Source organism: Shimia thalassica (assembly GCF_001458215.1).
GTDB classification, from domain to species: Bacteria; Pseudomonadota; Alphaproteobacteria; order Rhodobacterales; family Rhodobacteraceae; genus Shimia; species Shimia thalassica.
In genome coordinates this window covers 605,293-632,102 of the sequence record NZ_CYTW01000002.1, presented here as the reverse complement: position 1 = coordinate 632,102, position 26,810 = coordinate 605,293, and the positions used below count along the sequence as shown (strand labels likewise).

Below are 26,810 nucleotides of genomic sequence, written 5' to 3'. Positions count from 1 at the left end.
AAGCTGACAAGACTGGCGATAGTGTCACAGCTATCGCCATCTTCCGTTGGTGGTGTATCCAGCGCCCCTTCACACCTGCCCAAGGTAGTGGCTTGGCGATTTGCCAAAATACGTGGTGAACGCGCGGGTAAAGTTTCCGGGCTCGTTATATCCAAGAGTTTCGGCAACCCCTGCAACCGTGCTGTCTTGCAACGCCAGCAACTCGCAGGCGCGTTTCATCCTTGCCGTCATCAACACCTCGCGAAAACTGGTCCCGCTTGTCGACAGCTTGCGCTGGATACTGCGGGGACCGATGTTCATCGCTTGGGCCAACCGCTCGAGCGAGACATTGCGGTCTGCAACCTGCATATCAACGACCGCACAAATGGAATGCAGCATCGTCTTGGGCGGCGGCGCCCTTTCTCGCACGATATCGCCCCGCGTTGTCTCTGGCGTCAACGACGGTGACACGCGCGGCACCCCAAGAACCGCGCTCGGGAAAACCAGACGCAATGCGGGCCTGTTGAACTGAACCGGACAGCCAAAGGTTTCTTCGGCCAGCGAACTGTCATGGTCGGACGGGAAATCAAATTCGATTTTCGTCGGTGACCAGCCCTGCCCCAGATAGGCCTTGGGAATGCTGAGCATCGCGGCAACCGCACTATAGGCCAAATCGGGATAGCACGCGTGATGCTTGTGCCCGAATTTATACGCGTATGACACCATGTTGTTGCAGGTCACAAATTCAACGCGATCCGTATTTGAATGCAGACTCATTTCCTGTTGGGCGCGCAAGAGGGCAATCCCCAGATTGGGAGCCGACAAAACATACTGCCCCCACGCCCCATAGTCTTCGACCGTCAGATATGGCGCGAATAAAAGGCCAAGCCTGTCTTCTCCCAACGCCTGGCTGATACCGCTGACAAACTCGCACAGAGCATGCTCTGGAATGTAGCCTTGGCGATCTTCGACAAACTGTTCGGCCAATCCCACATCGGACAACAGCCGAAGCGTCCTGCGCTCTCCCATCTCTTCAAGGGCAAAGCCGGGCATCGCCCCGAGTGCTTTGGCGGTTATCATTGCCGGTGAAATGGACACCTGAACGCTCCCCTTTTTTTTCAGTGTGTCGTGTAATGATATTTCTGACAATCATGTTTGTGTCATTATCCCTGCTGAATATCTGGTCAGTTTGAGTTTCGTTTCCCCGAGATGCCGTTTTGCTCTCGCGTGCATTCCGCATTTTAACGGGCTTGGCTGATCCAATACCTGCTCAGGGAGAGGCACATGACACGTTCGTTCACACAGACATCGAAACCCACCCCTCGCATGCGATCCGTTTCGGCGATGGCACTGGCCACGGCCCTTTCTGTCTTTGCGCCTATGACACTGGCCCAGACCTTCAACGATACAGGCGACATTCTGGCAAGGTCTGCCGCTGTCGAAGACATCGAATACCAAATGATGGTGCAACGTGCGACGCAGACGGCGATCTGGGGCATGCCGGCCGCAGGCATGGTCGACTTTCTCAAAGGGATCCGGCGGGATTTGGGCGGGGATTACAACGACGTTATCTATCTCAACAAACCCTTTGATTCTAAACACGGATTTCTGACAGCCAACGATGTGACGGCCTATTCCTGGGCCTCCATGACCTCGAAACCTGGCGCGCTTGTGATCGAGGTTCCGGCCGCAACGGACAAAGTCAGCTATTTCGGAACAATCGTGAATGCATGGGACGCGCCGATTGCCGATGTCGGCCCCGATGGGCATGACAAGGGCAAAGGCGGCAAATACGTGATGCTGCCGCCCGGCTATGATGGCGACCTCTCACTTGAGGACTTGACCAGCGCAGGATATTTCCCGTTTGAAACGGACACCTACGAATACGGGTTCTCGTTCCGGCCCCGCTTGTACAATGGTGCGACGGATGCAGATGCCGCGGACTATGCCCAGACGATCAAGATTTACTATCTGTCCGAGGCCGAAAATCCGCCGCCGAACACCTATCACGAAGCATCAGACGTGCCCTATGATTCGCTTCCCTATTACAACCACACCTATTTTGAGGATTTGAACGATTACGTTCAGAACAATCCCGTGCGCCCGCAGGACAAGGTGATGGTCAATTTCCTCAAGGACCTCGGGATTGAAAAGGGCAAACCGTTTGAACCCACCGAGCGCCAGTTGAAGGCCATGAACGAGGGGCTGGTTCTGGCCTATGCAGCCATGCAGCGGTATTTTGTGGAACCCGGCCTCGCGACGGTCCCCTTGTGGGTTGATGACGCGGGAAAACTCAAGAACCAGTGGCTTGTCTGGGACTTTGCCGAGGGCCAGCCAGAAGCTGGTTTTCCTTATGAAACTGAGACCGAGGTTCTGGTGGATGACCGCGCCGGCGGCAGCTATTTCTGGATCACCTATCTGCCCAAATTCCTTGGCGGGGGGACGTTCTATTTGACGGGTCTGCGGGACAGCAACGGTGACATGTTCGACCACAACGCATCCTACAAGCTGAACGTGCCGGCAGATACGCCTGCCAAGGATTTCTGGTCTGTCATCGTCTATTCGATGGAAACCAAAAGCTTTATCCGAGACGTCGAACGGGTGGGCCTGTCTTCTCGGGACGCCGACACCATGCACATCAATGACGATGGCTCCTATGACATCTACTTTGGACCTGAAGCCCCTGAAGGCATGGAGAAAAACTGGATTCCGACAACAGAGAGCTACTTCTTGTTGTTCCGTCTGTATGGCCCGAAAGACGGCTGGCTGAAAAGCGGCTGGATGTTGGGTGACTTGGAAAAAATCAATTGAATGCGACGCAGCACAGGAATTCAGCTCATGAAACGCACGACATTTTTGGCCAGCACAGCGTTGGCACTGACACTCGCGACGGGTGCGGCTCTGGCGCAGGAATATGCCGCCGACGTGCCCGCAAATGTGATCACGCCCGATGTTGTAGAAACCGACACATTGGGTCGGCTCGACTTCTTTGATGGCATGCCGTCCCCCGAAACGGTCGACAAGGTGTTCGACAATCTTGACCTGATGCGGGCAACCACCGCGTTTCTGGACGGGATGAAAATAGCCTCCTTGCGCGGCATGTTTCAGGGCTATGAAGATATAGGGGCAAAGCCGAACGATATAGTCATAACCGAAACCTTGATGGATGCGCGCTCTATCTGGCTGACCCCCAACACAACAACGATATATATCGGCGCCAACGTGGACATTTCCGAAGGTCCCGTTGTCATTCAGGTGCCTGCCGGTCTTCTGGGTCTCATTGACGATGCGGCTTTTGACTATGTCGCCGATATCGGTGCCTTGGGGGCCGACAAAGGCAAAGGCGGCAAATATCTCTTGATGCACAATGACGATGAAACGCCCGTACCTGACGGGTATTTCGAGTTGCGCACCAAAACATACGAGCATTGGCTTTTGCTCAGAAGATCACCCGATCCAGACGGGGACACATCCGGTCCGGTTTCCGAGATCAAATCAGGGCTGAACGTATATCCGCTTGCCCAATCGGACAATCCACCGGCCGAGAACTTCGTCAATGTTTCGGGCAAACAGTACAATACCGTCCACGCCAACAACGAAGACTTCTTTGAAGAGATTCACGTTGCTCTGGATAACAACCCCAAGGGCGCGTTTGCGCCGGAAATACTGGGCACATTTGCCTCTATCGGTTTGAAAAAGGGTGCGCCGTTTGAACCTGATGCCCGTATGCAAGGGATCATGGTCGAAGCGGCCGCCATCGCAAACGCAACCGCGCGGGCCATTACATATGCCGCGCGTGACAAAGGGGTGTATTTTTATGACGACCGCCAGTGGAACTCGCCCTTCCAGCGTCAAAGCTATGAATTCCTCCAAGACGGCGCCCGCATTCTGGATGACAGAACCTATTTCTTTTACATGGCGACAGGCATCACACCGGCCATGACATCGCCCCCCGTTGGATCAGGCTCGGTCTATGCGATGACCGCACGAGACAAGGCTGGCGTTTATCTGGACGGATCGAAAACCTACAAGGTCACACTGCCCGCACCGGTTCCGGCCAAAAACTTTTGGTCCTTTATGCTTTATAGCGGCCAGACAAGATCCATTCTGGAAACCGATCAAAAGTCTGGTGGCATCGACTCGAACCGGCCCGGCATCAAGGCCAACGAAGATGGCAGCTATACCATCTATGTCGGCCCCAAAGCGCCTGAAGGCTGGGAAAACAACTGGGCACAAACCATGCCGGGCAAAAGCTTCAATGTGATGATGCGCCTTTATGGCCCTCTTGAGCCGTGGTTCGACAAAACCTGGAAACCCGGTGATTTTGAGTTGGTAGAATAAGAACCGGCGCTCTCTATGGTCCGGACCAACGAGGGCGCCACAGCCGATTTTGCCTTGTGATCCGAGATTTGCTTTGAACCCGTTTGATTTTTCCGCACAGTAACGCCATCCCTGCAAAGGGTGTTGGGGAGCGCGTTGCCATGTCAACCGGGACGGACCGGAAAGGAAGAGCATTCACATGGATCAAGCAGCTGTCAAACACCCGCATGGTAGCGGTTTTGCCCCATGACTTCGTTTCACGATGACGTTCAAAAGGTTTGCGCGCTTGCACGTGAAAAAGCCCCTGCAAAAGGCAGGACGGTGATCGGTATTGCCGGTCCGCCAGCGTCGGGAAAATCCACCTTGGCCGAGGCGGTTGTCGATAGTCTGAACAACGACCATCAGGGTTCAATACCCGCTGCGGCGCTGGTTCCTATGGACGGCTATCATCTCGACAATGAGGTGCTCAGATCAAGGGGGCTTTTGTCGCGAAAAGGCGCACCGGAAACCTTTGATGCCTATGGCTTTTGCGATGCGGTTCGCTGCCTTCACGATACGTCCCGAGAAGTGTTCTTTCCACGATTTGACCGCAAGATGGATTTGTCTGTCGCAGGCGCAATTTCGGTTCATCCCCAAACGCCCATCGTTGTTGTCGAGGGCAACTATCTTTTGCTTAACACCCGCCCCTGGGCATCGCTGAACAAGGTCTTCTGTGCCAGTGTCTTTGTGTCCCCTTCATCTGACGTGCTGCGCGCCAGACTGTTGCAACGCTGGATCGATCACGGTCTAAGTGCAACCGATGCCTTAGCACGCGCAAACGGCAACGATTTACCTAATGCAGAACTCATACTGGGCACTAGTATAAAAGCTGATCTGGTTTTACAGCAGGCAGATCTTGATAAGCCACTCTAGGGTCCGCTGGTTACGAAGGCGACAAAACCGAAAAAAACCGTTCTCGTGGCGATCTGAACAAAAGAAGTGGGTGCAAATCACCCTGTGGCGTGATCAAGATTGCAGATGGATCTTTTAGAACGCTTTGTCACGCTTTGGGTTGTCATCGACCCGATAGGAACAATTCCTGTGTTTATTGCGGTCACCGCAGGCATGGAGGCCAGAGCGCGGCGTTCTGCGGCTTTGCTTGCAACCGTGGTCAGCGCAGGCGTTTTGTTTTTCTTCCTCGTCTTGGGGCAACTTCTGATCGACGCGCTTGGCATCAGCCTTTTGTCCTTTCAGGTGGCAGGCGGAATTGTCCTGTTCCTTTTTGCGCTCACCATGATTTTCGGAGAGCCCAAACAGGAAACGGATCAGCGGTCTGTGGCACCTGATGAAAATCTGAAAGAGACAGAACGCCCCTCGCCCGCGATTTTCCCGCTTGCGGTGCCATCCCTTGCGTCTCCGGGCGCAATGCTCGCGATTGTCATGCTGACAGACAACAACAGCACCGCCATCGCAGATCAGGCCATTACAGGCGCCGTCATGATCGGTGTTTTGCTTGTGGCCTATGTGTGCATGTTGTCGGCAGGCCCGATCATCCGTGTGATTGGCAATTCGGGCGCGGCGATCATCAGCCGTGTTATGGGGATGGTTCTTGCATCCGTGGCAGCAGACGCTGTGCTGTCTGCCATGCTGGAAATCATAGGCACCGGATCGCTTTAGCAACACCAAAAGATGCAGTTTGCCCCTTGCTCCCGCGCTAAATCGCGGCTCAAGTGACGATGAAACGACCACTACCGCGCTCCACGGTGCTCAGTGAGTAATCTATGAACTGATGCAGAATGCGGCCCTAGTGGAAACGGCTTTTAAACAGGTGTGCAATGCTAACGAACTCTGACCTAAAAGAATTAACCGAGTTTCGCCGCGAACTTCACCAGTATCCGGAAGTGTCCGGCGAAGAAGTTGAAACTGCCAGAAAAATTGCGTCTGCCCTAACGGCACTATCACCAACCCGTATTGTGACGGGCCTCGGGGGGCATGGTGTAGCCGCTGTTTTTGAGAGCGGCTTTGACGGCCCGACGGTTCTTTTTCGGGCCGAGCTTGATGCGCTTCCGATTGAGGAACTCAATGACATCCCGTGGTCCTCAAAGACACCCGGCAAAAGCCACGTCTGTGGCCATGACGGGCATATGACGATGTTGCTGGCCCTTGGCCGTTTGATTGCCCGCAAGCCGGTCGCGCGTGGCCGTGTTGTCCTGATGTTCCAACCCGCCGAAGAAGACGGCAGCGGTGCCAAAGCTGTTGTGGCTGATCCTGCGTTTCAGGATATCAAGCCTGATTGGGCCTTTGCCATACACATCGAACCCGGACGTCCGTTTGGCTATGTTTCGACCTGCGGTGGCCTGATCAACTGTGCCTCAATGGGCTTGGCGATCAAGCTCACGGGCAAAACCGCTCACGCCGCAGATCCGGAAGACGGCGTTTCTCCGGCACAGGCGATTGCAACCTTGATCCCCGCTCTCGACGCACTTGGGACAGGCGGAGACCTCGACAATGATTTTCGGCTGGTGACGATTACCCACGTTCAAATTGGGGAACCTTCATTCGGGATCGCCCCCGGAGAAGGTGTGATATACGCAACCCTGCGCACCACGCATAACGAAGGAATGGAGCGTATTCACCAAGACGCCCGCTCGCTTGCCACGACTGTCGCAGAAGAATGCGGACTTTCTATCGCGTTTGAAATTCAGGATCACTTTGCGGCTTCGATCAACCATGAAGACGCCTTTGGTGTGGCAGCCAAGGCGATGGATGCCCTCAGCATACCCCATGGGGATGCCGGCGTACCGATGCGGGCCTCGGAAGATTTCGGTGTGTTTGGATGGGATGCCAAAACCGCGATGCTGTGTCTTGGCCCTGGCGAGACCTATGCGGCGCTGCACAATCCGGACTATGATTTTCCGGATGATCTTATTCCCATTGGCAGCGCGATTTTTGAACGCATCGCCCGGGATATTTTGGGGACACGTTGATCTCTGCGCTTGTTAGATTGCAGATTTCAACGTGCCCCAGCCAAGATGAGCTTTTCAATATTCACCTGAAACAACAGTGTGTTGTCCCACGTTTGTGAACTATTGCATTCAATTCCCTTGCGCACCTTGAAGCGCAAGAGGATCATAGCCGGATGTCTGGGTGTTGCTCACGACAAGTGTCTCGGCCCAGTCTTTTTGCGCCTTGGTCTTGCTCTCGTAAACACCATGAACGCGGCACAGGAACAGTTCTGAATCATTCAACATATCAGGTTGAGCAAACCAGTCTTGTGGGGCCTTGGCAGGCATTGTGGCCTTGGCAACACGAAGGGTTTGGGGCTCTGTCGAATTTGGTCGTTCTAGCGACGATTGATCATCAAGAATATCATCGTGCAGCGTTGGGCGCGCGCCTCCGGAGTCGATGGTAAATGTGCGAAGCCATTGCTTTTTATTGGAAGGTACAAAGCGACCTTTCTCCTCCACCGGATAGCGGATCGCCTGACCTGGATTAACGTCTTTCAGAACCTTGCTGTCAGACACGACAATAACGCCATTGACGAGAACATACGGAATTCCGGTTGAAGGCAGGCCGTTTTTACCTTTGGAATAGCTCGCGTTTTCCGTGACATTCACGGGGTCGAAAATGGTGATATCCGCGATCATGCCTTCTTGAATACGTCCGCGCACATCCATCCCTTTGATCCCAGCATCTCCCAGCTGTTTTGCAGCCCAATAGCTGAGCTGGGACAGAGAAAACATCAACGGCACATCATTTTCACGTGCAAGGCGCAAGAGGATTGCGTGGGACCCAGCAGACCGTGGATGTCCCGCATATTCCTCGTAGGGAGAATCCCAGTCAAGACGCTCGCCTTTTTCATTGAGACCCGGCATGCCGTCTCCTGAAATAACAAAATTCGGGATCTTGATCCAATCTTTGATCCATTGCTCGCGAGGTGGGCTAAAGGCAATCGCCGTCCTCCCAGGCTCGGTTTTCATAAATTCAAGGAATTCTTCCTTGGTAACATATCGATCGAGTTGGGGATCAAAGATGGTTTCTTCATACTTGTACCCCATCGAGCTTTCCCAGTTGTCCGGTCCGAGAATTGAAGCGCCGTAATTGCCGGACCCCGCTGTCCATGGATACCATGTCGACCAAACATTGTGCCCTTGGGCGCGGGCGAGCTGCATCTTCTCTTCAATCTCCCACCAACCATAGTCATTGGTATGATGAAGCTGTAATGAGGCCCCCAGAACCAAAGCGTTGGTCAACAGTTCATTCGCACCTGTGGCTGTTTCAATGGGGGTCGAGGCGCTTGGATGAAAGCGATGGTGTGCGGCTGTGAGCCTGCCATAGTTTGCGGCAACTTTCTGGGCTTCGAACATTTCATATGTTGTGATGCCTTCACGGGCATACCCAATCGTCGAGCCCACACCTAAAGCCCCCTGCCGCAAGCCTTCATCCAAAATTGCCGAAATGGCATTCATCTGGTCAAGGTCGCTGCGTGAAACGGACCAGCCGTCAACGCCATCCTCGGCGGCTTCGACACGATAATCAAAGAAGTATGGCATAGAAACGTTTGGCCCTTCGAGCGCAAGCCCGTCATGGATGCGCATACGCGCAAATTCCTGTCCGACCACGGTGCCAAAGTTTGCCTGCGTATTTCCTTCGCGTGCTGCATACCATTCCGCGATATTCAGCGCGCCGACCTCAAAATCCATTTGGGTTGTTACACCGTCACGCAAATTCAGTTTGATACCGAATGGGCGCAGCCCATGCTGTTCAAGGTCAATAAAACCCGGTGCAACGACATGGTCGGTTGCATCGATTGTCTCGAGGCCCGCAATGTCATCAGCGGTGATTTCCGTGATCCAGCCATTGTTGATCCCAACATTCGCAATCTGGTCAAACCCTGTTTCGGGGTCCATCACGCGACCGTTCAGGATGACAACATCAAAGTTTTCCGCCAGCGCCCCATGGGACAGCATCACTGTCGTCAGAGCCATCGGGAACAAGAGTTTGGTCGGCTTCATAGAAATTCTCCTCCAGGTTCAGGGGGTGATGGTAGGCTAGGAAAGACCGGTTCGGGCAAAATAAACCATTCATTTCGCGAGCCATTCCTCGAAAAATCCGACCAAATGACAGAAATTTGCCAATCATGTGGTATCAAATCCCTATGCCCGATTCCCTTCCGGCAACCATGAGCGTTGCGTTTCTTCACCCGTTCTTTGACGAACTGCTGCATCGCGGAGTATCGCAGTCACTACTGGCCGCGCGTATCAGCCTGCCCGAATCCTCCCTGTTTGATCCAACGGTAACGGTGCCGGCCAACAGCGTTTACGCCTTCTTGAAATGGGTAGCGGACAGCACGGGCGACGCCTTGATTTGCGCCAGCATCGGCCAGCATATGGCAAAGGGGGCATGGGCGCCTTTGGTGCCCCTTATGAACTCAGCAACAACTGTTGGGGACTTCTTCCAGAAGTTCAGCCAGATGTCTTCAGAACAGGGAAAGGCGGCCATTTACAAACTGGAAGTTGAGGGGGCAGTTGCCCTGTGGCGGTTGGTTCGGGCAAAGGGCGCAAGCGCAGATGCCGCTTTTGCCGATGCGGTAGCGGCGGGCTATTTTGTAGACCTGCTCAAATCGGCGGCGCGGCACGATTGGGACGCGTCAAAGATCATTGCCGTGTTGCCTGACACAAAGCTGGTTTCGCACGATCTGTTGCCTTCGACATCTGTCTTGTCCGGTGGAACCGGCCTGACACTGCGGTTCCCTTCGGCCTTTCTCGGGTTCGACATGCCACGCATTTCTCCGGCAAACGATCAGCCTGAATTAACAGTGGTGAGCATGCAGGAAACCACACTGCCCGAACAGGTGCGCCAGCTGATCCAGAGATCGATATCCGATCCTAATCTTGGATTGGACAGCATCGCAAAAGGTGTGGGGCTGTCGAGTTGGAAACTGCAATCCCAGCTCAAGGAAAACGGGATGAGCCTTTCCGAAATCCGTGAAGAGGTTCGCAAAAAACAGGCAATCGCACAGGTGACCGAGACAACAGACACTGTCGGTTCAATCGCGACCGGCCTTGGATACAGCAACAGTTCAAACTTCACGCGCGCCTTTCGGGGATGGACTGGAAAATCTCCGCGAGACTATCGGAAAAGCCTCTGATCCGACTGCGAGAGGGCGACAAAGCCCCCTGCTCTGCCCCCAACCGGCATTCGCCTTTTTATGGTGTCGGACACGCTCGCCTGCGCGCCCGACACCACGTTTGGCTTACCCGAGATCCAGACCAAGGTCTTGCAGTTGCAGGACCAAAGCACTTGTCGGGTCCAGAATCTGGTTCCAGTCATTGGCTGTCAGGTTTTGCATCGAAAGATCTTCTGCCTGAAGCCCGTCAAACTGCAGGCTGCGCCCGCCGTTATTAAGAACCTCGATCAGCAGATCATCACCAACTTCTGACACGGCAACGTCCGAGGCTTGCAGGCTGGTAAAATCAATGAGATCTTCATCAGCTTCGAAATTCAGAATACTGGTTTGCGTGTTCCAGCTCCAGCTGACTTCTGCGCGATCCAGGCCTTCCGCAAAGACAAACGTGTCATTCGGGTCTGTGCCGGACCCTCCGTCTGATCCGGTATCGCCATCGTCAGGGCCGCCGTCGCCTCCTTCTCCGTTGTCGTCGCCGCCACCGTCATCCGGCGCGTCAAAAACACCGTCGCGGGTCTGATAGCCATCGGTGGTTTCGCCTTCCGGTGCCTCGGGCGTCAAAAGCCCCTCGCGTGACACAAGCGTTACATCGTCCTGAGAAAAGCCGAACGGCGTTTCGAGATTGTCTTCCATCACCTGATCGTGGTGAAATTCGACCTGTCCGGGTCGCAACTCTGCCAGTGTGACGCCGGTCAAGGTCAGGCTTTGGCCGGTTGGAAGCGATGAAATCACCAGCCCCGCATCGGTGTCTTCCACGCTCAAACGTTCCCGCGTGCCAAAGTACAGAAAGCTGAGTTTCATGGTGGAGACATCAAAATTATCGACCACTTCGCTCACGCCGTATTCATGGCTGCGCACATAGATTGTGTCGCTGTCCCGCGGGCCAATGCCAAGTTCCCAACTTAGAACGCCGCCGATATCCTGTCGCAGGTGTTCGTTGCCGACGACTCCCATCGTGTCGATGGTGATGTCCTGAAAGGTGACGCCTTGCACGATTTGCAATTGCGCGGACCACGGGCTGTCGATGGCGACCTCGCCAGCGGCCGTTTTTGTGACGATCATTCCGTGCACCGAGGTGCCCCCGAAATCGATCTGGTCCACAGAAGCGTCAAAACCGACGATATCATCCGCATTTGTATCGGCGCGATACATGGTGCCGCCTTGCGCCGTTGTGCCGGTCACCGTGGCCGGATCAGATCCGTCGCTGTCATAGACGACCTCATATCCGGTGCCCTCTGCGGGGGCATCAATCGTGCTGCCCAATGCGGCGGCAATCTCGTTCTGGGTGGTTTCTTCGGCAATAGAGAAATTGCCCACGTCGAGATCATCAAGGCCAACGCCCGTCAGGATTGTCGTAGACAGGATGGTCCCGCTGGCATCTGTAATGACCAGACGTGTCGTCAATCCAAGCGCATCACCGCTTTCCTCAAAAATCTCGAATTGGTCTCCGGTGACGCCGGCTTCGATATGGATCATGTCCATGGCCGGATCGAAACCGTCAATCTGCGTGCTTTGGGATGACAAAGAAAGGGTATACATCATGCCCGTCATGTCACCGTGTCCGTCGTCGCCGCCGCCGTGATCATCACCGCCCTGATCATCGTCACCGGTGTCGCCGCCGTCACTGCTGCCCTCACCGATCAAGGTGGCCAGCTCACTGCGCAAACTGGTGTCGAGCGCATGGATATTCTGCGCGTTCAACGCGGACAGGGTCACACCACCAAGTGTCAGCGACTGAGAGTTTGACGCAAGTGTAAAGACAACGCCCGCGTCTGTTTCCGTGATTTCAAGCTGGTCTGCGCTGATCCAGTCAATGAACAAAGTCTCGTTTTCGGGATCAAACGGATCGACCACACGGTTTTCCCCCCAGGCCCACGTCAGCACAACATCCGCAGAGGCACTGGTGATGTCCGAGTTGTCAAAGGCGTCCCCACTGTTCGAGCTGTCTCCGGATGTATCATCCGTGCCCCCGTCTGATCCTGTATCAGAGCTGTCCCCTGTTCCGGTTCCACCATCAGGCGTGCCGACACCTTCGTCGCCGGTGAGGGTCTCTTCGAAAATGGCGATCATTTCATCAACTGTCGGGCTGTCGTATCCGCCAAAGTCATCGATATATTTCAGAATGGATGTGCCGTATTCATCGGTCGAAACATCGTTAGATTGAAGCAAGGCAAGCGTGCCGTAGGCACCCCGCAAATGGGCCGCGGCCATCAGACCCGTTTCGGTAATGGTAACGGTGATCTCTTCGCCATCCTGAACATAGGTTCTGGTGGTTCCGATATAATCTGACAGGCTCTCTCCGCTGTTTGCCAGACCTTCGCTGATGATTTTCAGGTTATAGCCAAAGGCCTCCTGAATGGCCTGTTCCTGTGCCTCGGCCGTCATAAACTCTTCGAGAGACGTGACACCGTTCTTGCCGGTCCAGACACCATCCCACGTGTTAGTCGATGCGCCATTCCCATAAAACACGTCGTCATCATAGTATCCGAGGTCAATCAGCAGCGCCTCGCCAAACTGATACCCGACAAAGCCCAAAGAATTCATCGACCGATAGGACATCGCGTCCCATTCGTCGGGCGTCAGATCGCCCCAACTGCTATAACCGGGGTAAAAGTCGGTGACGGTGCCACCGGCCCATTCATCAAGTTGCCAGTCCTGAATATTGCCACTTTCATAGCGGTCTTTGTCCCAGCCGGATTCAAATGCGCGCATCGCGTCGCGAAAGTCTTCAAATGTTCCCTTGGTCATCCATAATGCCCTTTTTGAGTGTTCTCGCTTTTCGCAAATAACGCTCGAAAAAGGGTTCGTATGTTGAAAGGACGCCAAATTTTGGCGACAGGATGCCAGAGACCCTATTTCTCTCTAACAAGCTGATTAGTAGGCGAAAATCCGAGCATCTCACGCACCTGAAGTGGCGTTTTTTCGCTCATTCTGCGGAAGGCCGCGCCAAAACTGCTTTGGTCCGCATAGCCCAGTAAATAGGCAATGTCCGCCAACGTGAGTTTGGGGTCTGCAAGGTGATGCATGGCCAGATCATAACGCAAACGGTCCACGATTTCGCGAAACGAGGTGCCATGATCGGCCAGCCGCCGTGACATGGTTCGGGCACTCACCCCAAGGCATTTGGATGTCTCTTCCATTGAAGGCACGCCATAGGGCAAACGCTCGAGGATCACTTCTTCGATGCGCGTCCGAATTCCGGTGCGTTCGGGGTGTCTGTTCTTTAGCAATATGTTGCCATAGCTGCGCAGGTATTTCAGCAAACGGGCGTCCGAGCTGACCACCTCAAGATCAAGAATGCTGGCGTCAAAAATCACTTCGTTGTGGTGCGCCCCATATTCAACGGCACAGGAAAAGATATCCGAGACACAAGCGTCCGGATCAGGATTGTCGTGCACGAGGCGCACGGTCCGTGCATTCAGGTTTTGCCCTGAGGCCACCCGGAGAAAACCAACAACGGCGGACACGGCGAATTCAATATATTGCGACAAGCGGTGCACAACAGGTGTGTCATACGCCACGATGACAGACACGCCGTACGCGGTCTCCTGCACTCTGACCATCGAGTTGATGCGGGTAATCGAAGAGTAGCGCTCGAGCAGGCCCAACAGGTCCCGAAGATTGTCGGCTGCCAACAGCATATATGTCAGGATCGACCCCTGTGCCGGATCAAGCAGCAGACCGGCCTCTGCCCCGAAGTACCGATATGACAGCGTTTCAGAAAGAGCCGTCACAAGAACCGCCTCGTGGTTTTGTGTAACAAACAAATAGTCGTTTTCACCTTCGGTGATGGTCAGCTGAGCCGTTTCAAGGGCCTGTTCACGCGCCTCTTTCGTGACAAGCGGATGAGACAGCATGGCATGCACCCACATATCGGGCACAAGTGCGGGATGATCCAAAGGCAATGAATTCGGGTCAACAATATTCATGAAACAATTTCGCTAACTACTGTAGTCATGGGGTGCTGATATCTAGTTCAACATTCTGTTCGTTTACGCAAGAGACGGCAAAAAACAATGGCATTTTGAGGCAGCGATGATGCGTCCATGCAGAGATTTCATCCAGTTCTGTGCGTGCGTGAGCATTTCAGCAAACGAGTTTGGCCTCTGATCTCCTGGACTGCTTAGTGATGCGCGGGCATTCTGGGCAATTTTCGCGCCTTGAGCGTTGCAATGTACTCTCTCAACAACGGGACACGTCGCGGTCGAAAGCTCTCTTCGCTTATTGCATAGCCGTCTATGCGCGTGACATGAAACATCCGAAAATCTGACCGCAGACAGCACCACGCCAAAAGCATCACAGACCTATCATGATACGACATCGCCAAGGGCCAGATGCGCCGTTGGGTCGACCTACCGCTCTGGTCTTTGTAACCGATATCGAGGGCTTCTTCGGCCCACATCGCCTCGCGCAAGAGGGTCATGTCAATCGTCGGAGTCGGCGGCGTGCCAAACCGGTGCACCAGATTGACAGCATGAACGGCCTGTCGTTGCTGGCGCTCGGGCAAGGTTGCAAGAATCTTGGTCAACGCATCTTTGGCGGCCTGTGCAAGATCGGCATCTCCACGCTGGCTAACATCCGATAGACCAAGAGAAAGCGCCTCTATCTCAATCTGCGTAAACGTTTGGGGCGGCAAAGCAGGGTCTTCGATCATGGTATAGCCAAGACCTGCCTCGCCCTCGATCCGCGCCCCCGCCAAACGCAGGCTCTCGATATCGCGATAGATTGTCCGCTCGGACACCTCCATTGCCGAGGCCAGCCGCGCCGCAGTGACCGGAGGGGTTAGCCCGCGGATGAGATGAAGCAGTCGGAAAAGGCGATCTGATTTGGCCATGCGACACTCTACGAAAAACATCCTGACAGAAATTGGCAGGAGTGTGATGCCATAGATGCCCCACCAACAACAACCCGGTTCTGAAAGGCCTCTAGACATGCCAACTCTTTTTCACTCTCCGCATTCTCGTTCTTCCCGCATCATTTCACAGCTTATGCTGATGGGAAAACTCGACCAGATCGATGTCGTTATTGTTGAAGTCATCAAAGGTGACGGCAGCGGAAACAGCGACCGAAACAACGCGCACCCCGAGGGAAAGGTGCCCTTCCTTGTGACGGATGAGGGCGAAACCATTCGCGAAAGCACGGCCATCATGATGTATCTCGACGAGGTGTTTGGATATCCCTTCGGCATTCAACCCGGAACTGCAGGGCGCGGGTCGTTCCTCTCGTGGATGAGCTATTACGGAGGTGTTCTGGAACCGGCCATGGTGGCGCATTTTGCGGAACTTGATAATCCGGTTCTGAACAGCAATTTCCGGACAATGACAGAAGTCCACGAACAGATCGTTTCTGGTTTGGGAGACCGGCCGTACCTTGTGGGCGATCGCCTGACCATCGCGGATATTATCATGGCGTCGGCGTTCCAGTGGGCACCGCATCTGGCACCCGACAACGCGGCGGTCAAAGCATGGCTCAAGCGCGTCGCCGATGCACAGGACGGCGCGGGACTAGAAGCCTTTGAAGCACAATCCTTCGAGGCGCTGAAGTTGCGCGCCTGACGGCAAGGCAACGCGCAAAATGCGACCCGCGTTTGCGTCATCGCGATTTGGGGTATCTGCTTTGCTTTGATTCGGCCTTAAAGCCCCCTTGCACCTGTGCGAGGGGGCTTTTGCCAAAGCGATCGTTGCGTTTTTTGTAGAGTTAGCAAAGCCCTCTGTTGGCGGCCTGTGTCCATGCCTCCGACGGAATGACGCAGCCGTCTTCCTCCGCATCCAGGGCTGTTTGGCCACTTCTTAAACATCCGGACCAAACCCTTTAATCAAGTTCCCGCCGGTGATCACCCCAGCGCCCTAGCTGTGGGGGACCAAAGACACACGCCCTAGATCACGAAAAAGTTTGGATGCAAACCATTTGCGGAAGTGCTATGCCCGACTAAACGCAAAACATGAACCTAAGACACGCCCCCCTCCCTCAAGCCCATGTCGCAAAGGATTGACCCATGATAAACCGCACCTCGATCTTAACCGCCGCAATCACCGCGTCGATCGGCCTGATCAGTCCTCAATCTGTCATTGCGCAATCCCCGAATATTCAAACCAAAGGGCCGATAATCCACCTTGCGGATAACCTTGGTGAAGAAGCCATGCTGGGCTGGTGTATCGACACCAAAGGCCGCGAATTGAGCGATCAGCTTCATGCGCATTCTTGCAAACCCCAAGGAGACGATGTTTTGTTTTCGTTTACACCGGAAACAGGCATGATTGAGTCTGCAACCTACGAAGGGTTGTGCATGTCCTATGATGACCCTGAAAATGCGGTATTTCCTTTTGGATTGATCACTTGCGATGATGCGGATGCGGGACAGCACTTTGCCTTTGACGCCGCCAGCATGCAGCTGCATCTGGCAGCAGATGCGGCGCAATGCGTAACAGTTTCCGCGACCATTAGCGACGCTGGCCCCTTCCAGTCCCGCGATCTTATCCTCGCGGCCTGTGATGATCTGGACCCGAGCTTTAAACAATGGGTTATTCAACAGTAACCCCAGTCGTGTTCCCATAACCGCAAACAGTCTCGGCGGTGTGGTTCCAAAACAAAGGCCATTCAGTATGAAACACACCGCTGCCATCGCGATCATTAGCCTCTCGACCGTTGGATCTTTGGCTCAGGCTCAAGAACCCAGCATGACCACCGGCCTCGCCGATGTGATCCACCCCGGCCTGTTGGACTTTGCGCCCTTGGGCGGCCGCCCGCCTCGCATAAGCGCGGTTGGCACGATTGCGTCGGATGATGGCCAAGTCTGGACTGTCCCGGCCGATACACAGTTTCAGACTGCACCGAAGGCCACCGATCTTTATAACGAATGCAATGGTGTCAAACCTGCAGGCATGGCGGATATCGATTTGTCTGTTGTCCCGATGATAGACGCAGGTGGGCACGAAGAGTTCACCGCCTACATCTTTGCCGACAACTATTTCGAGCTTTACGTGAATGGTCGGTTGCTGGCCGTTGATCCCGTCCCCTTTGTTCCGTTCAATTCCAACGTCATTCGGTTCAAGGCGGATCGTCCGGTGACCCTCGCGGTCAAAATGGTCGATTGGGAGGAAAACCTCGGGCTTGGGTCCGAGGCCAACGCCCGCAGCCCGTTCCACGCTGGCGACGGCGGATTTGTGGCGCATATTCAGGACGCCGCGGGCAAAACCGTGTTGCTCAGCGATGACAACTGGCGTGCGCAGACCTTCTATACTGCCCCGCTGAAAGACGTGAGTTGTCTCAAGGTCGAGGGTGCCCTGCGCGACAGCGCGGCTTGCGATACTTCGGACGTCGCGGACGGTGGCGGTTTTTCAGCCGCACACTGGCCCATCCCGCCCGCATGGATGACAGCAGAATTTGACGACGGTGCATGGCCACGTGCCACGACGTTCACCAACGAAACAGTTGGTGTCGCCAACAAGCCTGCCTACACCAACTTTGCCGAGGTTTTTGATACGCCTGGCGCAGACGCCGAGTTTATCTGGTCATCAAACCTGATCCTCGACAACGTTGTTCTGTTGCGCCGCACAACTGATTGAATGGTGCCAAGTACGGCAAACCTGCCCTCACTATCAGGGTTCCCGCTGATGGCGTACGCGATTGAGCCAGGATGTGGCTGAAACCGGCCGCCCCAACTCTGTGACGATCCAAACTAGGAAAATGGAGCATGCCCAAAGTCATGCTCGAACATTAGTTTATCCGGATTTAACCTGACCCTTAAAGGCTAATCAAAAACTCGCCATGCAATCGCGGGCCCGATCAATCGCATTTCGAGGCGTCTTTAACTTCACCGTCAGCTTGTAGGGAGAGCCTTGGAAAGCAACAAATTCTCTTGCTTCTTCAAGGTCACTCACAAAGTTCGGATTATCAAAAACGATGTAGCCCCCCTTGAGCCCGCCAGACAGCGTTCGCGAAACGGTGGTCGAATTGCCCACATAAAGATTGTCGTTCAACGAGATATCAATCACGTGATCACCTTCGGGTGGCTCAAAATCCTTCAGGAAAGCTCCGAGATAGCCAGAGTCCTGAAATACCGTCAAACCGGCCTGAACCACGCTGTTCTCGCTGCGCCACTCAATAAAACAGGACCGCCGCGAGTTGTTCTTGAAGACCGTCCAGAATTTGGCGCTCCAATAGGTCTCGATGTTGTCGCCGGCGGCTGGCAGAACGTTTTCGTCAGCAGCGTAAGTCGCCGTTGCAGCGAGCACCAAAACGGCCGCAGTCATTCCGGAAAAAAGCGATTTAACAGATTTCAGGGTGTCCATGGAATATGTGTGTCCTTTATCGATGAGTATCGAGCCGAAATATCTAAACGGTTCAAAGTGACTGACTTACTCATCAGACTAGGGGATGACAGGCCATTGGTCTACATTCTGATCCTCGCCGGTTCGACAAGCGTCTCAGGAAGAACAGAACTCTATGACATAGTGAAACCAAGTGTTGAACACACCATATCACATCACGCTACGTGCGTCGCAAAGGGTGGAAATTTCAAATGATTTCAAAATGGTGCGGGTGAAGGGACTCGAACCCCCACGCCTCGCGGCGCCAGAACCTAAATCTGGTGCGTCTACCAATTCCGCCACACCCGCACTGAAATGGCTGTCTATTGTTACTGGCATTTGCTGTCAATCCACCAAATGACGGATATTGGAACAAGCTTTGAAATCAGATGCCAAAGCCTGTGCGCTCTTCGGATTCACCGCTCAAAATTCGCCCCTTAATGAAGCTTGATCTTGAGCACGCCGGTCTTCGGGTCGGCATAGACACCGTTGCGTTTGACGTGTTTTGGGTTGGTCGGAATGTTATAGATATAAAGCGTGCTGTCTTCTTTGGAGACAAAGAAAATCGGCTCTCCACCGGACTGCGCGATGGCAGCAACCGACAGGCCTGCCGCATTCGCCGCGACGCGGGTTCCGCTGGCCTCGAGTTGTGCAGATTGCCTGCCGGTCATGCGCACAAAGCTGTCTGGTGCGTCATCCGCTGTGATCTGGATCGACTTTTGGGCATCCAAGGCGACGCGTGCGGCCTGTACGATGACTTCATCTTCGGCGGCGACAAGAAAATCCTGACCAGCATCTGCTGAAATATTCTGCTCGGCGTGGATTTCGAGAGCACCGCTGTTACGGCCGACAATGGCAGCCGCTTCATGCACCTTGTCCGCATTAGAATACCACGACACATGATGATTGGGGGCCAATTCAATCGCCCGCCCCGCCGTTTTCTTGGTGAGGGCCGATTGTGTGGGTGTCAAAGAGTTGTGTTTCAAAACAAGGCCCTGATCCCAGGTGTTGCCGTTGTTTACCACACTCACAGCCGTTTGAGCAGGATAGGTCGGTGCATGGACTTTGGCATCGGCCCCGCTGGCCACCCAGACACCCATGGCAACCCCCAACTGGTTCTGAAACGGGTTAACGTCACCCCGCCCCCCTTTGGGCACCATATTGGCGGCGTCGACCTCGATGCCTGTCGCGTTGCCGCTTTTGGGGCTGACACGGACCGCCTCGGCATAGATCGCCTGAGACGTCGCACTTTTGTTTCGGCTGGCATTTTTGGTGATGGCGACGATGCTGATCGCGCGATCGTTGTCGTTACCGGTGTTTTGCGAGGCAAATGTCGCGGCAACATCATTGCCCTCGGGAATAACCACAAACTCGGCCTGTTTTTGCGCCCATTCGAGGTTATGGGAACCGCCCGTTTTCTTTGTCAGGAAAGTATCTGATTTGTTCACCGCATCGCCCAGCAACACCTGCCCGCTGTCCACCACAATTCCATTTGCCATCGTTATCTTTTTGGCGGAGTCGGCAAAGCTTGGTGTGGTGGCAATCGCGGTTAATGCAGCGCACAGAAGAAGTGTCTTCATGATATCTCTCACTTGTTAAGTCCGAAGGGCGCAATCCGGCTTGGCTGTCATGAACACCGGCGCGCTTTGGGACAGTTTAGCAGATTTGAACGGCTCTGCGCATGGCTTCGTTTTGCCGAAATCTCCCCGCGGGGGGTGCGAACGAAGTATTCTCGCTGGATACTGAAAAGCGCGCCCCTCAGATTCCGGTCTAGGCACCTAGACTGCGCAACACGTCAGGCAGCTGTTCGGGCAAATCTTCGGCGATCAGGCCAGGGCCGAATGTGCGGGCGCATTCCACATGCAGCCAGGCACCGGTTTCCGCAGCCTGCATCGGCGCGAGGCCCCGAGCCAGAAGGCCCGTGATAAACCCGGCCAACACGTCCCCAGACCCGGCTGTGGCCAACCAAGGTGCACTGCGATCATAAACGGCGGCGTTGATTGAACATCTTCCGTCAGGCGCGGCAATCACCGTGTCCGCCCCTTTGAACAACACGACACAGCCCGCACGTTTTGCGGCCTCGCGGGTGGCGTCGACCTTGGAATAGGCCGGACCTTTGGTCGGCGCGGCAGACAGTTTTTCCGCGATGTCAGGGAACAGCCGTTTAAATTCACCTGCATGCGGGGTCAGGACGCATTTGTCGTGTAGTCCTGCAAAAAGGTCTGCATCACGTGACATGAGCGTCAGCGCATCGGCATCCAGAACCGTGGCCCGCCCCGCCTTCAAAACCGCACCAACAAGTGCGGCTTGGGTCTCGGACACCCCGAAACCCGGACCAATGCAAAGCGCGTTCAGTCGGTCGTCCTCCAGCGTCTTCGCCAAGGCCCCCGCATCCCCCACTTCGCGCATCATCAAGGCTGTGATCTGCGCTGCGACTTCGGCCTGCGCCTCGTGGGGAACCCCGAGTGTCACCAGCCCTGCCCCGATGCGCAATGCGCCACGCGCCGCCAGCCGAGCAGCGCCGGTTTTTCCCGCCCCGCCAGACAGAACAAAGGCGTGGCCGTGCGAGAATTTATGCGCAACAGAGTGCTTGTGAAGCCTTTGCGCAGGACGCGCTTCCAAAACAACCTGCCTTTTTCGCTCAACAGAAAAGGCCCTATCGTCCAGCCCAATACCTTTTACGACGGCACGGCCACACTGCATCGCCCCTCGGTCCAGAACATGCCCCAGCTTGAAACGATGAAAGCTGACAGTCAGATCCGCTGTTGTAAACACACCCAGAGATCGACCGCTGTCCGAACAAAGTCCCGAAGGCAGATCAATAGCAACACTTTTGACCGCACCGAGTGACCTCGTCGCACCAAGAGATTGTAAAATCTGCGCAAGCCGTCCCTCGATGGGTCGCGCCAAACCGGTTCCAAACACGGCATCTATGATTATGTCAGGCCGCGCCACATCCGCGAGGGCATTGGGCACAGACAAATCGTTGATTGCCCCCATGCCGCGCCACCTTTCACAATTGATCTTCGCATCCGGTGGCAGCGTCCCGGCGTTCCCGTACAGAAACACCTCAACCTCCCAGCCGTGCTCTTTCAACAGCCGCGCCACGACAAACCCGTCGCCGCCATTGTTACCCGGTCCACACAGAACGACGGCCCTATGCTTCACCTTTTCAGAAATACTCTGGGGGGAGTCCGAAGGACGGGGGGCAACGCCCCCCTCGCTGCCCAACTCCGGCCACTCCTCGAAAATCGCTTCGACCACACCCTGTCCGGCGCGTTCCATCAGTGCGAGGCCCGTTACGTCGCCCGACTCGATGGCGTCCTGTTCAATGGCGCGCATTTGGGCAGCAGTCAGCAATTCGGTCATACTGTGATCTTTCGCGATTCATTTCAGCGCACTTTTCGCGCACTTTGCCTATTTTTTAGTCACACCAATCGGAATCCCCTGCCCGACCGGCCCCGCGTCACCTTAGCCAATTGAGACCCCTGCGGGAAAGTGGTCTGTCGGTTTCCAACAACTCAGGTGAGGAGAACCCCGAGATGAAAAAGATCGAAGCTATCATCAAGCCCTTCAAACTTGATGAGGTCAAAGAAGCGCTTCAAGAGGCCGGCATTCAAGGTTTGAGCGTAATTGAAGTTAAGGGTTTTGGACGTCAGAAAGGCCACACGGAATTGTACCGTGGCGCTGAATACGTCGTAGACTTTTTGCCTAAAGTAAAAATCGAGGTCGTCCTGGATGACGATCAGGTTGATGGTGCAATCGAAGCAATCGTAGACGCCGCCAAAACCGACAAGATTGGCGACGGCAAGATTTTTGTCAGCCCCGTCGAGCAAGCCATCCGCATCCGTACCGGTGAAGCCGGCTCGGACGCACTTTAATCCCACCCTTTTCTTTAAACAGAAGGAACCAGAGAATGAGCGCAGACGCAGTTCTCCAGATGATCAAAGACGAAGAAGCGGCATATGTAGATATCCGTTTCACAGACACACGCGGCAAGTTGCAGCACGTGACCGTAGACGTTGACCTCGTCGACGAAGACTTCCTCGAAGAAGGCTTCATGTTCGACGGCTCGTCCGTGGCCGGTTGGAAGTCGATCGAAAACTCTGACATGAAACTGATCCCGGACACCACTTCGGCGTATCCTGATCCGTTCTATGCAGAAAAAACCATCGCGATCCACTGCTCGATCGTTGAGCCCGACACAGGCGAAGCCTATGCACGTGACCCACGCGGCACAGCAGAAAAAGCAGAAGCCTACCTGAAAGCATCGGGTATCGGTGATGTGGCCTACATGGGTCCGGAAGCTGAATTCTTCCTGTTTGACGACGTTCGTTTCTCGAACACAATCAACAAGGTATCCTACGAAGTTGATGCAATCGACGCATCGTGGAACACCGACACAGAATACGAAATGGGCAACACCGGCCACCGTCCAGGTCTCAAAGGCGGCTATTTCCCGGTAAACCCAACCGACGATGCACAAGACATCCGTTCGGAAATGCTCTCGACCATGAAGCGTCTGGGCATGAAAGTTGACAAACACCACCACGAAGTGGCGTCCTGTCAGCACGAGCTGGGCCTGATCTTTGACTCTCTGACCAAGCAAGCGGATGAGCTGCAAAAGTATAAGTACATCATCCACAACGTTGCTCAGTCTTACGGCAAAACAGCAACCTTCATGCCCAAGCCGATCTACGGCGACAACGGCACAGGTATGCACGTGAACATGTCGATCTGGAAAGACGGCAAGCCTCTGTTCGCTGGCGACAAATATGCTGATCTGTCTCAGGAAGCTCTGTACTTCATCGGTGGTATCCTGAAGCACGCGAAAACGCTGAACGCCTTCACCAACCCAGCAACCAACTCTTACAAGCGTCTGGTTCCCGGTTTTGAAGCACCTGTTCTGCGCGCCTACTCGGCTGCAAACCGTTCGGGTTGTGTACGTATTCCTTTCTCGGAATCGCCCAAAGCCAAACGTGTTGAAGCGCGTTTCCCTGATCCGGCTGCCAACCCTTACCTGGCCTTCGCAGCATTGCTGATGGCTGGCCTTGACGGCATCTCGAACAAGATCGATCCCGGCGAAGCCATGGACAAAAACCTGTATGACCTGCCAGCAGAAGAGCTGGAAGGCATCCCAACAGTTTGTGGTTCGCTGCGCGAAGCTCTGGAATCTCTGGAAGCGGATCACGACTTCCTGCTGGCTGGCGACGTGTTCACCAAAGACCAGATCGAAGGTTATATCGAGCTGAAGATGGAAGAGGTCACTCTGTACGAAACGACCCCTCACCCTGTCGAATTCGGCATGTACTACAGCTGCTAAAGCACGCTGGGACAGTGACTCAAAAGGGCGCCTCAAGGGGCGCCCTTTTTCATTTGTGGGGCTCAGCTCTAAGTCTGCTATGCGGTCAAACCGGACATCGACAGCTAAACGCTGCATTCTTGACAGTTAAAGGTCGGCTTTGCGGGACATAGCTGACCTTCGGGACATTACCAAAATTGTCTCATTGTGGCGCTAATCAACCTCACGTAGTGTTCACGTATGACTTGGAAAGCTAGGCTGATACTCATCTGCATCTCGGTGATTTTGTGTCTGGGAATGACCCTTTCCTATTTTGGATTTGGGCTTCAGGGCAGGCATCAGCCGATAGCTGGAAAACAACCGGTTTACTGGTTGTCAGAGGACAAACTAATACTGTTGGGCACAAAAGACCTCTTTTTGAGAGATTTCGCCGATGGCGTTAACGAAAGTGTCTTTTTTGCGATACCGATTGATCGCCGCGCTTCAAATCAGTTTCGGCTAGGTGGTTGTTACTCAGAGGATACATTGCGTTTGGGGTTGCGACATTCCTCGGAAGCAGACGCCAGAGGTTATGGTAGCTCACACTACCGACTAGATTTAGAAAACGAGGCTGTGAACACCGTTTCCTTGGAAGGTTCAACATCAGCCAAACCAATCAACCGTTTCGACTGTCAGCAGGGCACCAACGAACTCGTGGCTCGCCACATTCGATCTTTCGCGGAAGGTCGCGAGCCGCTTTTAGCCGTCGGGAAACAAGACCATTTTTCAAGCAAAGATGTCCGGGACTTAGTTGCTGCAACTGATCTAGGCCGGACCATTTTGGAGTACATCAACAGTGACAGTACAAGGCGTATTGTTCTAGAGCGGCCCTCAGTCTTTGACCCGCCTTCAGGCTTTCAAACCGGTGTCACCAAAGATCGAGGAGCCGCAAGGTATCTTGCCTATCTGTCTAACGCTCACCGGTCAGATATGGCCAAGAAAAAGAATTGGCCAATGTCGGCATGGGTCATTGATTTTGAGCAAAACGATGCATCCAAAATCGAACTACCCGCTGGGCCTTGGGTGAAAGAACACCCAGAAAGTTTAGCTTGTTTTTCATGTGGCTGCGGTTGCTACCGCAATCTTGACATGTACCTGTCCGGGGACCGAGTTTACGCGCATGTTTGGGGTCGGGGATATCCAAGGCAAGAACAGGGGATATTCGCAATTGATGCGGAAAATACCCGTAAGGGTTGGAAATTGGTTGCCAAGGGTGTCATCGCGCGTCACGTTGCTTTCTCTCCGGATGGATGCCGTATGGCTTACGCTCATTCCAGAACAACAGTTTTGGACCTCTGTTCGGACAGTTAAGGCTTCGCGCAATGACCACTTTGGGCTCAAAGCCGCCCTTGCCGCACGCGCATCGTCTGCCCCTCTTCCTCTTTCCTGTGCGTCTGATATTCTTCCTTTATGCCCGCACTCCTGATCATCTATCATTCCCGCACCGGTGGCAGCCGCCAGATGGCGGAAGCGGCCTATGAAGCCGCGCGATCGGAAACAGAAGTGCATCTCCTGCCGGCACAATCCACCGAACCGTCGGATTTGCTGGCGGCCTCAGGGTATATATTCTGCGCGCCGGAAAATCTCGCGTCGCTTTCGGGCATGATGAAAGAGATGTTCGACCGGTGCTACTATCCCCTGCTGGGACAGATCGAGGGGCGCCCCTATGCGCAGATGATCTGCGCCGGATCCGATGGGGAAAACGCAGCACGCCAACTCGCCCGCATCGCGACGGGCTGGCGGCTCAGGGAAGTGCAGCCCGCACTCATTCTTTGCACACACGCGCAAACACCCGAACAAATCCTTGCAAAAAAGCACCTCACAGAAACAGACCTCGCTCCTTGCCGCGATCTTGGTCAAGCGATGGCTGCAGGTTTGCAGATGGGTGTATTTTAGGGTTGAGCCGCGCGCATGTCTTCCCGCTTTACGACAAACGTATGAATTGAAAAAACGGCCATGCCTGACTTTGGCAGTTTCAAAATCGACTGTTTCTCGCTTCGGAAATACGGTCCTTCATCGCTTCCTGCCCCGACGCGGCGCGGCTCGGAGGCTGAGCGCGGCTGGTGCAGTTCGGGGTCTTCGTACCACAGGGCGTTAAAGCGCCATAAAGGCCGGTCAGACCGCACCCCGTCAAACAGACGCTGAACCCGCTTGGCGATGTCTTCGGTATAGGGTTCCACCGGAATATGAATGCCGATCAACGGCTGCATGAATTTCTCTGACAGTTTCCAGCTGGCCGGAAAACACAAAACCGCCCCGAGCAAGACATGTTCTTCGCCGCGCTTGCCCATCAGGCAAAAATCTTCTTGGGTCAAACGCCCCAAAGTGCCGAAAGGATCGGAATAATCCAGCTCTACGACACGTTCGTCAGGGCATTTAACCGCATCACCTTCACGCACAAAGTCATTGTTATAACCTGATAAAAGGCGCGCCAAGGCGAGGTCGAGCAATTCCTGCGCTGCCTCGAATGCGCTGTCATCCAACGCCAGTACGCTGTTACGGCTCTGGGCCAACAGGTCTTCGCGACGTGCCATCTGACCGGCATAGGCGTCATCAACAATGAGCCAATCCGCCATATCAAGGGGCGCAATTCCCGGAAGCCGTTTGTCCTCGAATGCGTCGTATGGAATGGAGCGTTGCAAGATTTCAGTCATGTCGTTTGTTACCTCGACCTGTCAGGAAGCACATCAAAAAA

22 protein-coding genes and 1 tRNA gene are annotated in these 26,810 nt (G+C 54.5%); 13 read left to right on the top strand and 10 right to left on the bottom strand.

Translation table 11 applies throughout. From position 1 onward, the window contains the following. Positions 1-69 precede the first annotated feature (69 nt). A complete protein-coding gene (locus PH7735_RS12960; RefSeq protein WP_145865328.1) occupies positions 70-1,077 on the bottom strand; it encodes an AraC family transcriptional regulator in 1,008 nt (335 codons plus the stop codon). Positions 1,078-1,263: 186 nt separating this feature from the next. Here PH7735_RS12960 and PH7735_RS12955 point away from each other — a divergent pair, with 186 nt between their 5' ends. The 5 genes from PH7735_RS12955 to PH7735_RS12935 all read left to right on the top strand — a co-directional run bounded on the left by PH7735_RS12955 (position 1,264) and on the right by PH7735_RS12935 (position 7,265). Further along, positions 1,264-2,790, top strand: coding sequence for a DUF1214 domain-containing protein (locus PH7735_RS12955; protein ID WP_145865327.1), 1,527 nt, complete (start codon positions 1,264-1,266; stop codon positions 2,788-2,790). Positions 2,791-2,817: 27 nt separating this feature from the next. Beyond that, entirely contained in the window at positions 2,818-4,320 is a 1,503-nt protein-coding gene (locus PH7735_RS12950; protein ID WP_058311870.1) for a DUF1254 domain-containing protein, read from the top strand. Between the two features lie 225 nt (positions 4,321-4,545). After that, complete coding sequence (locus tag PH7735_RS12945; RefSeq protein ID WP_058311780.1) at positions 4,546-5,211, top strand: nucleoside triphosphate hydrolase; 666 nt, start codon at positions 4,546-4,548, stop codon at positions 5,209-5,211. Positions 5,212-5,316: 105 nt separating this feature from the next. After that, the gene (locus PH7735_RS12940) at positions 5,317-5,955 is read left to right on the top strand and encodes a MarC family protein (RefSeq protein WP_058311779.1); all 639 of its coding nucleotides are present in this window, start codon (positions 5,317-5,319) and stop codon (positions 5,953-5,955) included. A gap of 158 nt (positions 5,956-6,113) precedes the next feature. After that, the gene (locus PH7735_RS12935) at positions 6,114-7,265 is read left to right on the top strand and encodes an amidohydrolase (RefSeq protein WP_058311778.1); all 1,152 of its coding nucleotides are present in this window, start codon (positions 6,114-6,116) and stop codon (positions 7,263-7,265) included. 108 nt (positions 7,266-7,373) lie between these two features. Here the strand turns inward: PH7735_RS12935 and PH7735_RS12930 are convergent, their stop codons facing one another. Beyond that, entirely contained in the window at positions 7,374-9,293 is a 1,920-nt protein-coding gene (locus PH7735_RS12930; RefSeq protein WP_058311777.1) for an amidohydrolase family protein, read from the bottom strand. 143 nt (positions 9,294-9,436) lie between these two features. On the opposite strand from PH7735_RS12930, the gene PH7735_RS12925 reads away from it, so the two are divergent. Beyond that, the gene (locus tag PH7735_RS12925; RefSeq protein WP_058311776.1) at positions 9,437-10,429 is read left to right on the top strand and encodes an AraC family transcriptional regulator; all 993 of its coding nucleotides are present in this window, start codon (positions 9,437-9,439) and stop codon (positions 10,427-10,429) included. A gap of 105 nt (positions 10,430-10,534) precedes the next feature. On the opposite strand, the gene PH7735_RS12920 is transcribed toward PH7735_RS12925, so the two are convergent. From PH7735_RS12920 to PH7735_RS12910, 3 genes are all read right to left on the bottom strand, one after another. Next, entirely contained in the window at positions 10,535-13,213 is a 2,679-nt protein-coding gene (locus PH7735_RS12920) for a hypothetical protein (RefSeq protein WP_058311775.1), read from the bottom strand. A 104-nt stretch (positions 13,214-13,317) separates the two neighbouring features. Continuing rightward, positions 13,318-14,394, bottom strand: coding sequence for a helix-turn-helix domain-containing protein (locus tag PH7735_RS12915; protein WP_058311774.1), 1,077 nt, complete (start codon positions 14,392-14,394; stop codon positions 13,318-13,320). Between the two features lie 194 nt (positions 14,395-14,588). After that, positions 14,589-15,299 carry a helix-turn-helix transcriptional regulator gene (locus PH7735_RS12910; RefSeq protein WP_058311773.1) on the bottom strand — a complete coding sequence of 237 codons (711 nt, stop codon included), beginning with the start codon at positions 15,297-15,299 and terminating at the stop codon, positions 14,589-14,591. Between the two features lie 97 nt (positions 15,300-15,396). On the opposite strand from PH7735_RS12910, the gene PH7735_RS12905 reads away from it, so the two are divergent. The 3 genes from PH7735_RS12905 (at position 15,397) to PH7735_RS12895 (ending at position 18,030) form a co-directional block, all read left to right on the top strand. Then, complete coding sequence (locus PH7735_RS12905) at positions 15,397-16,020, top strand: glutathione S-transferase family protein (RefSeq protein ID WP_058311772.1); 624 nt, start codon at positions 15,397-15,399, stop codon at positions 16,018-16,020. Positions 16,021-16,460: 440 nt separating this feature from the next. Further along, the gene (locus tag PH7735_RS12900) at positions 16,461-17,000 is read left to right on the top strand and encodes a ricin-type beta-trefoil lectin domain protein (protein WP_058311771.1); all 540 of its coding nucleotides are present in this window, start codon (positions 16,461-16,463) and stop codon (positions 16,998-17,000) included. Between the two features lie 67 nt (positions 17,001-17,067). Next, positions 17,068-18,030 (top strand): hypothetical protein, encoded by a 963-nt coding sequence (locus PH7735_RS12895; protein ID WP_058311770.1) that lies wholly within the window; start codon positions 17,068-17,070, stop codon positions 18,028-18,030. A 189-nt stretch (positions 18,031-18,219) separates the two neighbouring features. Here PH7735_RS12895 and PH7735_RS12890 read toward each other — a convergent pair whose 3' ends face one another. The 4 genes from PH7735_RS12890 to PH7735_RS12875 all read right to left on the bottom strand — a co-directional run bounded on the left by PH7735_RS12890 (position 18,220) and on the right by PH7735_RS12875 (position 22,143). Next, positions 18,220-18,756, bottom strand: coding sequence for a hypothetical protein (locus PH7735_RS12890; protein WP_058311769.1), 537 nt, complete (start codon positions 18,754-18,756; stop codon positions 18,220-18,222). Positions 18,757-18,998: 242 nt separating this feature from the next. Beyond that, a tRNA-Leu gene (locus tag PH7735_RS12885) sits at positions 18,999-19,083 on the bottom strand. 128 nt (positions 19,084-19,211) lie between these two features. Continuing rightward, on the bottom strand, positions 19,212-20,354 hold the full coding sequence (locus PH7735_RS12880) for a hypothetical protein (protein ID WP_058311768.1): 1,143 nt from the start codon (positions 20,352-20,354) through the stop codon (positions 19,212-19,214). A gap of 190 nt (positions 20,355-20,544) precedes the next feature. After that, positions 20,545-22,143 carry a bifunctional ADP-dependent NAD(P)H-hydrate dehydratase/NAD(P)H-hydrate epimerase gene (locus PH7735_RS12875; protein ID WP_058311767.1) on the bottom strand — a complete coding sequence of 533 codons (1,599 nt, stop codon included), beginning with the start codon at positions 22,141-22,143 and terminating at the stop codon, positions 20,545-20,547. Between the two features lie 173 nt (positions 22,144-22,316). Here PH7735_RS12875 and PH7735_RS12870 point away from each other — a divergent pair, with 173 nt between their 5' ends. The 4 genes from PH7735_RS12870 to PH7735_RS12855 all read left to right on the top strand — a co-directional run bounded on the left by PH7735_RS12870 (position 22,317) and on the right by PH7735_RS12855 (position 26,011). Beyond that, a complete protein-coding gene (locus PH7735_RS12870) occupies positions 22,317-22,655 on the top strand; it encodes a P-II family nitrogen regulator (protein WP_058311766.1) in 339 nt (112 codons plus the stop codon). Positions 22,656-22,690: 35 nt separating this feature from the next. Further along, positions 22,691-24,097, top strand: a complete 1,407-nt coding sequence (gene glnA / locus PH7735_RS12865; protein WP_058311765.1) for a type I glutamate--ammonia ligase — start codon at positions 22,691-22,693, stop codon at positions 24,095-24,097. A gap of 219 nt (positions 24,098-24,316) precedes the next feature. Further along, entirely contained in the window at positions 24,317-25,426 is a 1,110-nt protein-coding gene (locus tag PH7735_RS12860) for a hypothetical protein (protein WP_058311764.1), read from the top strand. A gap of 99 nt (positions 25,427-25,525) precedes the next feature. Then, complete coding sequence (locus PH7735_RS12855) at positions 25,526-26,011, top strand: flavodoxin family protein (RefSeq protein WP_058311763.1); 486 nt, start codon at positions 25,526-25,528, stop codon at positions 26,009-26,011. On the opposite strand, the gene PH7735_RS12850 is transcribed toward PH7735_RS12855, so the two are convergent. Further along, on the bottom strand, positions 26,008-26,769 hold the full coding sequence (locus tag PH7735_RS12850; protein ID WP_058311762.1) for a heme-dependent oxidative N-demethylase family protein: 762 nt from the start codon (positions 26,767-26,769) through the stop codon (positions 26,008-26,010). The genes PH7735_RS12855 and PH7735_RS12850 overlap by 4 nt on opposite strands. Positions 26,770-26,810: the final 41 nt, after the last annotated feature.